A 14,507-nucleotide genomic window follows, 5' to 3' on the forward strand; every position below is an offset into this window, starting at 1 on the left:
TTGATTTGACAGTAAGCAGCGTATGCTTGTGTCTGGCGCCCGGTGCAGGTGTTTTCATATAGCAATCGTTTAGTATGAGAACCAATTGCTTAAAAGTAGGACGGCGCAGCTGTTCTATCATCCTGCGCCGTCCTGATAAACCTATTAATTACCATCGGGCTTTGTTACGTTAAGGCGGGGGCTTAGTGGCCAGTGCCAGTCTTTCACATCATCTGGCTTAGCGGGATCGAATGCAGGCAGGTCTTTTTTGAGGAGCTTAGCCAGCAGGAGATCATTCTTACGGATTCCTTCAACAATACATTTCGCGATCTCGTACGCTCCATAAGGATTGAAGTGCGTATTGTCATTAAGTGCTTTTTCCTGTCCCTGGAAGGTATTGGCCGGATAGATCACGAATGCCAGCTGACTCTTATCGCGGCCCCAGGCCTCATATAAGGTCTTGCTCATGTTGTTGAGATCGATAAGCGCCACGCGCTCCTCAACCGCTACCTTTCGAACGGCAGCCGGATAATCGCCCAGTGTATTGACGATCTTGCCGGTGCTGTCGAAGCTGCGGCGGTGCATGGAAGTTACGAGTACCGGTATGCCTCCCCGCTTGCGGAATTCGGAGACGTAGTATTTCAGATCGCGGGTATAAGAAGTGAAGGCGCCAATACCTTCTCCTTTTTGCTTTTGGTCGTTGTGACCAAACTCTATAAAGAGATAATCACCCTGTTTCATCAATTGCAGAATCTTCTCGAGGCGGCGGGCCGACCGGAAGCTGTTGAGTGCCTCGCCCGATTCGGCATAATTCGCCACCGCCACTTTGCCCGGCTCGAAGAATGCGGGGATCATTTGCCCCCAGGCTGCATACGGTTCCGACGCCTGATCGACTACGGTGGAATTGCCAGCCAGGAAGACAGTGACCGCTTGCTCTGCCGGCGTTATTTCGAGTGCACATAATTTAGGCGCCGCATCATTGAACTCGAGCGTGAGCTTGTTATCCCAATGCAGGTAGGCCGATTCCCTCGACTTTAAGCCCACCTGTTTATCGGTGCCATGGATCAATGAATCACGTACATGTACCGTAAAGGATACGGTAGCAAATTTTCCCTTCCTGGTTTTTACCTGCTGCACCATCATACGGCGGTTCTCGGCACGGATGGTAGCCACAGAGGCGCTGTCGGCATCACCCAGTATGGCCGTTACGTTGTAATTGCCTTCGGGCAGTTTTACGGAAAAAAAGAAAGGAAGCGGACCGGTAATGAAGTCGCCCTTCAAGGGGTCTCTCTTCTTTCGGTTCACCGCCTGCAGTACAGCCCCTGGCTCAAACCCATACCCTTTCGCATCATTGTAGGTATCGGTGGTGCTGACCGGTGTATAGCCGGCAGCCGTCCCGCCGTTGCCAAAATCGAATCGCCAGCTGGTAGTTTGTGCATTAAGTAGTGATGGCAGACAGGCCACTAAAAGAACAAATAGGAATCGCATAGTCGATTAAAGATAATTGCTGTAATGGGTATCCGGAAATGCCCTGCGGGTTAATGTGCCCGCAGGGGAGCAGGGCGATGAAGCACCCTGCTATTATTTTTCATAATACTGTAAAGCGCTGTCGTTGATCTTGTATTTATTGCTCTGCAATAACTCGTATACGGCGGCGCCAGCCAGCAGCACCGGTCCATAACCATGGGCTGCATAGACATTCACCGGCCTGTAATAGTAGAAAGCTGGCTCAAAGCCCATGCCAGTGCCTACACAGGTTCCTTCGATCTGTCCCTGCGCATTCACCTTCGTCGATACGGCATTCCAGGCCAGCATCACCATGGGACCATAAGCCACCGGATCGATCCACCCTTTTTGTATCGCATGCGCTATACAATAGGTATAGATGGCGGTAGCGGATGTTTCCAGGTAAGAATCATTGCGATCGAGCAACTGATGCCAGAAGCCCGAGCCAGACTGGTAGGCAGCAAGTCCTTTGATATGCGCTTTCAGCAGCTCCAGTACTTTGGCCCTGCCGGGATGGTTTTCGGGCAATACATCGAGCAACTCTACCTTCGTCATGATCGCCCAGCCATTGGCGCGGGCCCAGTGAAACTGCGGATGCTCGTTCATACCTTGCACCCAGCCGTGCATGTACACGTTCTTCTCCTTATTGAACATGCGCCCGGAGAATTGCACCACCTGCTTTACTGCATCGTCGTAATATTTCTTGTCGCCGGTGAGTTTACCCATCTGTGCGAGGGCGGGCACGGCCATGTACAGATCATCAAGCCAGATGGTATTGGGATGGGGACGGTTGCGCGCGAGCGTTCCATCGGGCAGCCTGAATTCTTTGGTAGAAATATACTGCATGAAATTATCGATGAGCGGGCGCAGGCTCTTCACATTGCCTGCACGTTCTGCCTTGATCATGGCGGCACACAACGCACCCGCATCATCCAGCGCATGCGGCTCCATCACCGACCGCAATGGATTGGAGCGGTTCTTATATTTCTCAAAAATCGGCTTGAATACGGGTACTGCATCCGCCAGTAATTGCATACGGCGGTTGGTATAATCAGCATACTTTTTATCGCCGGTTGCCTGCGCCACCTGGATCATACCCGAATAGGTGACACCCCATTCATAGCTGGTGAGGCGGAAGTCGCCGGGCTTGAAGATGGAGGCTGTATCGGCCGCCTGCAGGGAGCTTAGTTCTACGCCGGTATTGCGGTTGACGAAACTGACAGGGGTCGCCGCATCGAGGTAATTGTATACCCGGTCGAGTACCTGTTTCAACGCTGCTGTGGTGGGCGGATTATAAGGTACCGGATAGTTGGGCTGCAACGCATGCAGCGGGGCGGTAACATCATTGGCCTTTTGCGCAAAAAGCGGCAGGGCTGCCAGGCTCATGCCGGCCATCAGTACGGGCTTCATTGAATACTTCATATTGTGCTTCGGTTTCTGTTTGCTGATATTTTCTGTAACAAGTTCGTAAAAACAAAAGGACGGTCAATAAAAATTGACACGTCCGTGCTTGCTATTCTACTAACTAAGACTGCTTGACATTATTGATAACCGGGATTCTGGTAGGCTGCCATTTCCTGGTTCGATAAAGGCTGCCCATTGTGCTTCAACGCAATGATCTGCGGTAAAGGAATAGGACGCAGCTTGTGGGTCGGCGCCAGGTTGGTAGCGTCGGCATTATAGAGCTTCGTTCTGTCGTATAATGATTCGGTACGTACCAGGTCTTCCCAGCGGTACAGTTCACCACAGAGCTCGCGGGTCCTTTCATTGAGGATGAAGTGGATGAAGCGGGCTTCGGTAGAGGTTACTGTTGGCGGATACAATTCGCTGGAGGCATTGGTGGTGAACAGAGCGGCTGTTGCTACCATCGCTGGTTCTGTGCTGCTAAGATCGCTTTCGGAGCCGCCATAGAACAACCAGTTATGTGGATTCTTCACCTCGCCGGTCTTGTAAGCGGCACGCTTGCGTACGATATTCACATATTCGAGTGCCTTGGCGTAATCACCTTTGCGACCATAGGCTTCTCCCACGATCAGATAAGTTTCAGCTACCCTGGCCAGTGTTCCGTTGCGGATGCCTCTTTCTTCCTGCAGGTCGGCCGTAAGGCGCACCCCATCGAGGAATTTAATGAGGGTAAGGTATTTGTTATCGGAAAAATCGGAAGTGATCGCCGCCGTAGGGCTGGCCTTCCTGTACCGCGCATATACTTTCGCCCTGAACTTAGCGATATCGGCAGGCAGCAGGGCCTGCTCGGGCTTGTTGACGATGAATAAACCAGCCGTGTCACCGATGCCCACAACTTTCTTACCAACGAGATCGGGGCTTGGTGCATTGGCCGCCGTGAAGACCGGGATCGCCGATGAGTTACTATGACTGGTAGGCGCATTGCGGTAATAGGCCGTTTGGAAACTTTTGAAGAACCTCGAATCGTTGGCACGGTCGAAGATGTCCATGGCATAATCGGTAGGACGCAGCCGGCGGAAAGGGCGACCGTTGAAAGCGTCACGGATCATACCAGGAATCGGAATACCAGCATCGTATTGGGTACCAAAGTACAGGTGTACCCGGTTGCCGCTGCCGGCCAGCGCCAGGCTGTTGCTGACCTGGGCTGCAAAGATGATCTCGGTGCTATTGTTGTTGGAAGCGATCTTGGAGGCGTCACCCAGGGGAGTGGCGCCATCAAAACCGGGCTTAGGAGGAGTATGGTTGGCATAGCTGGCACTGAACAGGTTGGCATAGTTGGCCTCCAGGTTGTGTACACCCGATTTGATCACCGAATCACCAAACACGATCGCACTATCGAGGTCGGAGGATTTCTGTCCGCGTTGCTCTGTTACCGCACTGGCTCTTGTGAGATAGGCTTTGGCGAGGAAATGGTAGGCTACCGATTTAGAGATCCTTCCTCTTTCAGAAGGGATGGCATAACTCAACACGGGCGCCACGCTGCGCAGGTCACCAATGATCTGGTTATAGATCTCCGCTACACTGGCACGGGGAAAATCGGTGCGCAGGGTATCGGATGATTGGTTTACCAGGGGAATGCCGCCAAATTGCTGCACCATCTGGAAATAGTAAAACGCGCGCAACGCCCGCAATTCGGCAATACGCTGGTTGCGCTGCGCTGGCGTACCCAGCAGGCGCGAGTTGGGATCGGCAAAAGCGCCGATCAGTTCGATACCCATATTACAACGGTTGATGCCGCCGTAATTGGTGCTCCATAGACCGTTCACAAATCCATCCGATCCATTTGGATTGAGCAAGCCGTTGTATTTATTCCAATGTTCGTTATTGAACTGGTCGCCCAGGCGGAACTCGTCGGTACCGAAGTTCCACATGGCATAGGACTGCTCGTTCTCGAACTTCCAGCGCAGAGGCGCGTAGGCCGATTTCACGAGATCTTCCAATCCCTGATCTGTTTTATAATAATCGAGTGTCAGCGTGGTGACCAGCTCTTCTTTGATAAACTTCTTACAGGATACTACCGTGCTCATCGCAATCACTACTGCAGCACCGGCTATTTTATAGAATGTTTTCATTGTTGTTCTTTTTTTAAGGCAAACAGTTGGTTTACTTACAGTCCGAGTCTTACACCCACCACGAAGCTTCTGAAGCTGTAGGAGTTGGGACCGGGGTTGTTGGTAGTGGAAGCAAATTGTTCGGTGTACTGGATCGTTTCGGGATCGTAATCCGACTTATTGTGGAATAAGAAGGGATTCACCGCATTGATGTAAACCGACATGGCATTTGCCTTTATTTTGGTGAGCAGTGATTGCGGGATGCGATAGGTTAATGAGATGTTCCTCACGCGCACGAAGCTGCCTTCACGATAGCCCAGCGCCTCCCAATACGTAGGTACATCGGAAGTGCGCGTGGGCTGCTGGTATTCATTGGATGGATTAGTAGGGGTCCAATAATTTACGCTGTTCGACTGGAAGCGGCCCACGAGGCTGGGACGTGGCACACGGTACATGCCACCTTTACGGATATAGATCATACAGCTCAACTCAAAATTCTTATAGCTAAAGGTATTGGTGATGCTACCGGTCCAATTGGCATTGTCGTAACCCAACACTGTTTTATCATTGCCATCGATGAGGCTGTCGCCGTTGATATCGCGCACCCTTACCTTACCGGGGCGGTAGAGCGTATTGGCAGCATTGGTACCCTTGGGCCACAGGTAATCGGCCAGGTAGCCGCCTTTGGCCGTATCGGAATACTGGTAAATTCCGTCGGATACATAGTTATAATACACACGGATCGGCTGTCCAACCATCCACAGGTTGAGGAGGTTGTTGTTGCTGGTACCGTCGATGGTTACTATTGACTCTTTGTTCTTGCTGAACACCAAGTCGGTAGTCCAGGTAAAACCGCCGCTGTTGACATTCACCGAGCTCAGTGAGATATCAAATCCTTTATTGCTCACTTCACCCAGGTTGATGTACATGGAGCTTACACCATTGGCATTGGGGATGCGCATTTCCTGGAGCTGATCGGTTGTTTTGCTTTTATACACGTCGATGCTACCGGAGATGCGGTTACCAAACAGGCCGAAGTCGAGGCCCGCGTTGATGGTCGCTGTTTTCTCCCAGGTAAGTCCGGGCGTTTTAAAGGTAGTGGGCGCCAGGCCTACGGCAGCAGCACCATTGGTCCAGTTGTAGTTGGTGAAATCGAGCGGACCGTTGGTACGGTAAGGAGGAATGGATGAGTTACCTACCAGGCCATACCCTACCCGCAGCTTGGCGGCATTGATGACATGCTGGTTGAGGAAGAAGGTTTCATTGTCCATACGCCAGGCCACAGCAGCTGAGGGGAACCACTGGCCTTTGCTTCCCTCGGCCAGTACAGAGGAGTTATCGTACCGGTTACTGAGGGTAAGGTAATACCTGTTCTTATAGTTATAATCGATACGCCCCATGTACGACAGCAATTGCTGTGCGCTGTAGCTACCGCTACCGGTGGTTACCCCCAATGTATTCCGGTTGAGCGAGTACCATTTCTGTTCTTCAAAGATCAGGTTGTTGGCAGTAAGGGCCAGCACATCTGTCTTATTGGGATTCTGCATCTCATGCAGTAAGGTAACGTTGAAGGAATGGTCTTTTTTGATCTTGAAATCGTAGTAGAGCAGGTTATCGTATACCCAGGAGATGCTGTTGGTGATGGTATGTGTAGCATTGGCAACCCCACCCTGGCGTACGGATGACTGAGCGCCGTTGAACTGTCCCTGACGACTGTTGCGCGAATCGAGACCAAATACTGTTTTGTAACGAAGTCCTTTGAACAGGGTGAATTCGGCGTAGACGTTACCGAACACACGGCTCACTTTCATTTCATTGAACACGGTGTTCTTGTCGTTCATCGGGTTCACGATGTTCTGATCGCCGCCGGCATAGAGAATGAACTTACCGGTGCTGTCGTAAGGCTGGGCAAAGGGCAATTGGCCCGATGCGCCGCCATACATGCTGGGCCCAATGTTCTGGAGGCTGTTGGAATAGGTGATACTATTTCCGAATGTGAGCCATTTAACAGGCTTGAACTCGGTATTGTTACCAATGGTATAGCGGGTGTAATCCTGGCCGTATTCAATACCTTTTTGGTTGAAATAACCGGCATTGAAGCTGGCCCTGATCTTATCGCTTCCGGCAGAGATGCTGATATTCTGAGAATTGGTGATGCCCTGGCGAATGGCTGCATCCTGCCAGTTGTACCCCTGTACTTTGGATGGATCATAGATATCGAGACTGTCGAGTACGGGGATCTTCAGGCTTCCCATGACGGCTTTTTCTTCTGCGGTAGACGGCCTTTTGAAGGCGATATAGGTATTGGTTGCCCGATCGAAGACCCGCCATTGGTAAGCGCCTTTGATCGCGTTGAGCGTATACAGGTCGCCATCGAACAGGTTGATATCGGCAGCGGCATTGGGGTAATAGTTGTTGGGCTGTGAGGTATTCTGCGCAAAGTTGTACACCTTATCGGCCGAGAATGCCTGGCGCCAGGCGTCCATCAGCTGGGTGGCGTTGAAGACGGGTATATGTTTTAATATGTTGTCGAACGAAACACTGCCGCTGTATTCAACACTCACTTTACCGGCTTTTCCTTTTCTCGTGGTGATCTGAATAACACCGTTGGCGCCGCGTACACCATATATAGCGGTAGCGGAGGCGTCTTTCAGTACGTCGATGTTTTCAATATCGAGCGGGTTCATATCATCGATCGTATAACTTACGGGCACACCATCTACTACATAAAGCGGTTCATTACTGGCCGAAAGCGAGCGGTTGCCCCGTATACGGATGCGCGATCCATTACCGGGACGGAAGGAAGAAGCCATCGCTTCTACGCCCGCCACGCGACCTTGCAGGGCCTGGGTAACGTTGGTAACCGGAACAGCCCGTATCTTCTCGGCGCTGACGGAAGCGGTAGAACCGGTTACGTCACCTTTTTTTCGGGTACCATAACCTACCACCACCACATCCTCGAGCGATTTGCTGGTAGCATACAGCATGATCGAGACAGTCGCCTTATTGTTCAATTTCAGTTCCTGGGTAAGGTACCCGATGTAGCTCACGACGAGCGTGGCGTTGGGGTTGGCAACCTGGAGGGTAAAAGCTCCCTTGTCATTGGAGGAAGCGGTGGCGCCGGACCCTTTCACGGTGACGGTAGCGCCGATCAGCGGCTCGCCTTTTTCGTTGAGGATAGTACCCGTTACGGTGGTATCGGCTACGGGAGCCGGTAGGTCGGATACATGTTCGTTTGGTGTAAAATGCTTTTTGAAGGAGTGTGGATACCGGGGAGTTGCAGTAGCATAGTTAGAATAGAAGCAAGTAATCAATAGGGGCACACAAATCCAATAAGCATGGCTTTGGCATTTTTTCATACAGCGTTTTTTATAGCATGTTTTGTTCAATCGTTACCAAGCCTAAATTAATCAGGCGTACATGATTAATCATCCTGAACTATCCTGATAGGGTTTGCCTTTGGTCAATTTTAAATGCAACTGACTGGCAAATAGAGGGGCATTCGGCTGAAACGCCCTATTGCAGGATACTTCAGGACGGTTGCTGCCTTGCAAAAGTTAATTTTATTACCGGATTAGTGTAATCTTTACGATTAATGAGTGGCTACTGAAGGGCTTTTTGCTATTTACTCAACAACTCTAACCAGCACCTAAACTTGCTTGCCATGCTATTTCAGGATTGTGTAAGCCCACCCGCCCGGGCATTTCCCAAGGAGGCGGACTCTATCCGCACACCGCTTCACCGGCAGCCGGGCAATATCGCCCAACTCTACGCAGTAAGACAATATTACCGATGTAACAGCTAACCAGGTATCGGCTTAAGCAATGCGGCCGTTGGCCAAATAATATGATTGTTGTTCCTCCAGGCAGTTGGAACAATGATACGGCTATTTATTGCCGTAACTGAAGCCTGTGTACTCCATAAACCTTTCTCTCCTTCCTGATTGATATACGGTTCTTATAAGAAAAACGAAAACGACAACCTCTATGTTCAAGGTTTTACACAAGACACTCCTGGCAACAATGGCCTTTTTGTTGCTGGTGGGGTGTCGAAAAAAAGCATTCGATGAGTATTACGGACGGCCCGATTCGCTGGAGCCGCCTATTTACCAGACGCTGGAAGCCAAAGGCAACTTCAAGCTGCTGTTGGCGGCCATCGACAAGGCGGGATATAAACCCATATTGGGTGCTGCCGGCTATTGGACTTTTTTCGCTCCGCACGATTCCGCCTTCCAGGTTTACCTGACGGCCAACAACCTCCCCGGCATCGACAAGCTCGATAGCAACGCCTGCCGCCAGATCGTTACCTACTGTCTCGTCTACAACGCTTTTAAAAAAGAGCGGCTCGACGACTTCCAATCGAACAATGGCTGGGTGGCCTCCAGCGCCTACCGCCGGCGTACCGCCAGCTTTACCGGTGTGTACAATGGAACAGACACTTCGGGCAAAGAACTAAAGATGATCGCCTCCAACCGGAACGGGGTAGCCTTTTATAGCGAAACAGATAACAACAATAAACACATCACTTATTTTGTCGATGATTTCATGAAAGCGCGGAACCTCACTGCTGCCGACTACAATTATTTTTATCCGACTACTACCTATACCGGATTCAACGTGCTGGACGCCGTGGTTACCGAAAAGGATATCCCGGCCGAGAACGGCGTTATCCATGTAGTGAACAAAGTGATTACCTCCCTCCCTTCCATAGATCAATATATTGCCGGCAAACCCGAATACAGTCTCTTCAAGAAAATATTCGACCGTTTCCTGATACAGTATGTGCTCAATGGAACGGCCACCACCCGCTACCAGAATGTAACCGGCCGGAACGACCAGGTTTATACGAAGGTGTACAACCCGCTGGTCGGCTTTGCACTGAACAATGAGAACTTTGTAAAAGCACAGGAAAACGATGGACAGTCCAATATGTACAGCGTATTTGTGCCCACCAATGCTGCGCTCGACACCTACCTGAAGACCGTATTGCTGGAACATTTTGGCAGCATCGACAATACGCCGATCAATGTTATCTACGATTTCATCAACGCTCATCTCTGGCAAAATGTCGTATGGCCCAGCAAATTCTCCAGTACACTCAATGTGGTGAACGAAGAAGCGCGGTTTGACCCCGCCGCCAATGTGGTCGAGAAGAAGATACTCAGCAATGGCATTTTCTACGGCACCAACAAAGTGCAGGATGCCAACGTATTTACGAGCGTTTATGGCAAGGCTTACCTCGACCCCAAATACTCCATGATGATCTCATTGCTCAACATGGAACTGAAATTCCAGGTATCGAATATCTACCGTAACTATACCCTGTTCCTGATCAGCAACGACATGTTCAATGCGGCAGGATACACAGTCGATCCCTCCATCAGTGCCAACCCTATCGATCAATGGCGGTATACGCCGCCGGCCGGATCCACGATCCCGGCCAGTACGGGTAGCACTACCCGTAACCGGCTACTGCGAATCCTCAACCTGCACGTTGTGCCCCAAACCGTGCTGGATAATATCGCGGGCGAGGGTGCCGCCAACAGCTATGGCGGCGAATACATCGCCTATAAGAATGGCAAAGTATACAGCTCGGGTAACGTAGACTCGAACAATGTAGTGACCATCCTCGATAAAAAAGCGGCGCGCAACGGCGTGGTATATTATATCAACCGCATCATGGAGTTCAGTGAGGCGCCACTGGGCAAGCATATTGAAGCACTGGGTACGCCTGCGGCCTCTCCCTACAATTCCTTCTGGCAGTTCATGAAGAATAGTCCCCTCTGGAACAATGCCACGAAGGAGTTTACCGGTATAGCGGGCGGCACTTTCTATACGCTGTTCATACCCAACAATGCAGCCATTCAAAAAGCAGTTGACGACGGCCTGCTACCGAAGAACGCAAACGGCACACCCAATTTTGCCCCCACACTGGGTAAAGACCAATCACTGGTCGCGAAGTTCATGCACTACCATTTCCTGAATAAGAAGGTCATTGCGGCCGATGGCCTTGAAAGCGGCGATATTGCTACCGTGCTCAAAAAGAACAATGGCGATGAGACCAAGGTCTTTGTTACCAATGCTCCCGGCCTTATCTCCCTGCGCGATATGGAAGACCGCACGGCCCAGGTGATCTCCACCCCCGGATACTACCTCAGCAACCGGTGCATGATCCACCTCATCGACAACTACCTTAAATACATTGACTAATTATCCCAAATAACATTGCTCATGAGCAAGTTCCTAATCTTTCGCTGTTTACTGCTGTTGTTGCCGATCACGTGCTGGCAGGCTGGCCTGGCACAATCGGCGGGCGACAGCAAACTCATCATACGCGGTAAGGTCACCGACCGCAAGAACAAAGAGCCTATTTCGGGTGCTTCCGTTTCGGAAATAGATGCCGACGGACGTATCATCAAAGGCGCTGCCTCCGATATAGAAGGCAACTTTGTACTGAAGATCACCAATGCAAAAAACAGGCTCTCCGTTTCTTTCGTTGGTTACAAAACGACCAGTCAGCCTATCAACAACCACACGGTCATCAACTTTCAACTGGAAGCAGGTGGCGGCGCCGATCTCGACGAAGCGATCGTCGTAGCATCGCGCCGCGTAGAGAACGGCATGAACTCGAAAGCCGAAAGAAACCTCACTACAGCCGTGTCGCGGGTCAATGCCAAAGACATGGAGGAAATGTCTTCCGCCAGTATTGACCTCGCCCTGCAGGGACGTATGGCCGGTGTAGACATCACCGCCACCAGCGGTGACCCGGGCTCACCCATGAATATCAGGATCCGTGGCGTGTCTTCCATCAACTCCACCGGCAATCCCCTGATCGTGGTAGACGGTATGCCTTACGAAACGGAGATTCCCGGCGACTTCAACTTCGGCACTGCCGATGAACAGGGCTATGCACAACTGTTGAATATATCCCCTTCAGACATCAAAGAGATCACGGCATTGAAAGATGCGGGTGCAACGGCCATCTGGGGTAGCCGGGCCGCCAATGGCGTACTGATCATTACCACCAAACGTGGCAGTCGTGGCAAGCCCAGCATCACTTATACCTTTAAGGGCTCTTCCTCGATACTGCCCGATCCCATCCCTATGTTGAATGGCGATCAGTATTCCACCCTCATTCCCGAAGCGTTCATGAACCGGCTGGGTACCACCATGCTGGGCAATGTGCGGGAATTCAACTACGACCCCAACGATCCCTACTGGTACCACAACTACAGTAACAATACCAACTGGGTCAAGGAAATCAGTCGCAACGGTATACTGCACGACCACACGATCTCCATGAATGGCGGTGGTGAAAAAGCGAAGTATTTTGCCTCCGTAGGCTATTTCAATCAAACCGGTACCACGATCGGTACCGACCTGAAGCGCATCAACACACGGATCAACCTGGATTATATTATATCCGATCGCATCAAGATCTTCACCAGCATCGCCTATACGCATACCGACCAGGGCAGGAACTATTTTGACAAGGACAATGCCATCCGCGGCATCGCTTATATCAAGATGCCCAACATGAGCGTGTTTGAATATGATGAGCTTGGCAACCTGTCGCCCAACTTCTTTTCGCCCGCCGCCAATGTGCAGGGCCAATACAGCCGCATCTACAATCCGGTGGCTATGGCATCGCTGGCGAAGGCAACTGTAAAGGGTGAACGGATCGTACCAAGGTTCCAGGTCGACTATTCGATCATGAAGAATACCCTCCGTGCCACTTTCGATGTACAGTTCGATATCAACAATACCAAGAACAGTAGTTTCCTGCCGCAGTTGGCAACAGGCCGTCCCAATACCGAAACGGTGGTGAACAGGGCTTATGACGGCGATATCGACATCTTTGGGGTGGGCACACGCAGCAGCCTCATCTTCACGCCCCGGTTCAAGAATGAAGATCATGTGTTCTCTTCCAGCCTCAACTTCTTCACCAACGATAACAAATCGGTTAACCAGGAGCTGATGACCTCGAACACAGCTTCCTCACTGCTGGTAGATCCTTCGGTTCCTTCCCGTACCCAGAACCAGGAATTACTGGCCATTTCAAGAATTTCACAAACACGCACGATCGGTGCGGTGGCCATCGTCAACTACTCCTGGCGCGACAAGTACCTTTTCGAAGCCACTGTTCGTGGGGACGGCAATTCGCGGTTTGGTCCCGACTATAAATACGGATTGTTTCCTGGCGGATCGCTACGCTGGCGTATGTCGGAAGAAAAGTTCCTGAAAAAGATCAAATCGATCGACGACCTCAGTATGAGAGCCAGCTACGCTTTGAGCGGCAATGCCCCCCGGTATGACTATACCTTCTTCAACCTGTACAACACCTATGGCTGGAACTACCTGGACCAGAGCGGTGTTTACCCATCGCGCCCCGAGTTGAAGAACCTGCGCTGGGAAACCGTGCATGGGGCCAACCTGGGTTTTAGTGTTACGATGTTCAAGGGCCGGATCAGGGCCGATGTGGATGTGTACCGCAACCGCACGACCGACCTGTTCTCTGATGCGTTGGCGATCCCCTCTCAAAATGGATTCAGCTCTATGGCGATGAATATCGGTACTCTCGATAACCAGGGCTGGGAATTTGCCATGTGGACGGTGCCTTTTAAGAACCAGACCTGGAACATCGGTTTCAATTTCAACATCTCCCAAAACCAGAACGTCATCCGCGAGATCTCCGAGTACGCTGCCAACAGTAAAGGCAATGTGGGCATCAATGGCGAATACCTGCGTCTGTTGCAGATCGACAATCCTTTCGGATCGTTTTACGGATACAAATACAAAGGGGTTTACAAAGACAAGGAAGCGACCCTGGCCAAATCGACCACCGGCAAAACGATCATCGGACCCAATGGACAGGAAGTGTACATGCGCTTCAATTACCCCAATGTAGACTATGTGTTTCAACCCGGCGATGCGATGTATGAAGACATCAACCACGACGGGAACATCAATTACATGGATGTCGTGTACCTGGGTAACAGCAATCCTAAATTGACCGGTGGTTTCGGTCCCACGATAGGCTACAAAGGCAAACTGACGCTGTCGGCCTATTTCAACTTCCGTTACGGCTATGAAGTGATCAACGGTACCAAGATGAGTACTACGAGCATGTCATCCTTCGACAACCAAAGTACCGCAGTTTTACGCCGTTGGCGCAAGGAAGGCGATGTAACGGACATTCCCCGCGGCATCATTGAAGGTGGTTATAACTGGCTGGGCAGCGATCGATATGTGGAAGACGCTTCTTTCCTGCGCTTCCGCACGGTAACGCTGCGGTATGTTTTTGATCCTTCCGTCCTGAGCAAACTGAAGATGAAGACCCTGAGCGCCTTCGTTACTGCCGAGAACCTCGTAACCTGGACCAGATACACCGGCCAGGATCCGGAGGTGAACATGCGTGGTGCGGATGTATTCCGCCTCGCGATCGATAATTCTATGACACCTCCTTCCAAAATATTTACGATCGGCCTTGTAGCAGGCTTCTAAATTC

The 14,507-nt window shown here is 51.1% G+C and carries 6 protein-coding genes; 2 read left to right on the plus strand and 4 right to left on the minus strand.

What is annotated here, in order from left to right; all coding sequences use genetic code 11:
- Positions 1 to 144: 144 nt before the first annotated feature.
- The 4 genes from P2H89_RS30820 to P2H89_RS30835 form a co-directional block, all read right to left on the minus strand.
- Positions 145 to 1,467 (minus strand): GDSL-type esterase/lipase family protein, encoded by a 1,323-nt coding sequence (locus P2H89_RS30820; RefSeq protein ID WP_275834496.1) that lies wholly within the window; start codon positions 1,465 to 1,467, stop codon positions 145 to 147.
- A 93-nt stretch (positions 1,468 to 1,560) separates the two neighbouring features.
- Positions 1,561 to 2,907 carry a glycoside hydrolase family 88 protein gene (locus P2H89_RS30825; RefSeq protein ID WP_275834499.1) on the minus strand — a complete coding sequence of 449 codons (1,347 nt, stop codon included), beginning with the start codon at positions 2,905 to 2,907 and terminating at the stop codon, positions 1,561 to 1,563.
- A 119-nt stretch (positions 2,908 to 3,026) separates the two neighbouring features.
- Complete coding sequence (locus tag P2H89_RS30830) at positions 3,027 to 5,021, minus strand: RagB/SusD family nutrient uptake outer membrane protein (protein WP_275834501.1); 1,995 nt, start codon at positions 5,019 to 5,021, stop codon at positions 3,027 to 3,029.
- A 35-nt stretch (positions 5,022 to 5,056) separates the two neighbouring features.
- On the minus strand, positions 5,057 to 8,359 hold the full coding sequence (locus P2H89_RS30835) for a TonB-dependent receptor (RefSeq protein ID WP_275834502.1): 3,303 nt from the start codon (positions 8,357 to 8,359) through the stop codon (positions 5,057 to 5,059).
- A gap of 627 nt (positions 8,360 to 8,986) precedes the next feature.
- Between P2H89_RS30835 and P2H89_RS30840 the strand changes: the two genes are divergently transcribed.
- Together P2H89_RS30840 and P2H89_RS30845 are read left to right on the plus strand one after the other, a co-directional pair.
- Positions 8,987 to 11,209: a fasciclin domain-containing protein gene (locus P2H89_RS30840; protein WP_275834504.1), complete on the plus strand. Its 2,223-nt coding sequence runs from the start codon at positions 8,987 to 8,989 to the stop codon at positions 11,207 to 11,209.
- Between the two features lie 21 nt (positions 11,210 to 11,230).
- Positions 11,231 to 14,503: a SusC/RagA family TonB-linked outer membrane protein gene (locus tag P2H89_RS30845; protein WP_275834506.1), complete on the plus strand. Its 3,273-nt coding sequence runs from the start codon at positions 11,231 to 11,233 to the stop codon at positions 14,501 to 14,503.
- Positions 14,504 to 14,507: the final 4 nt, after the last annotated feature.

The organism is Paraflavitalea sp. CAU 1676 (assembly GCF_029223285.1).
Classification (GTDB): domain Bacteria; phylum Bacteroidota; class Bacteroidia; order Chitinophagales; family Chitinophagaceae; genus Paraflavitalea.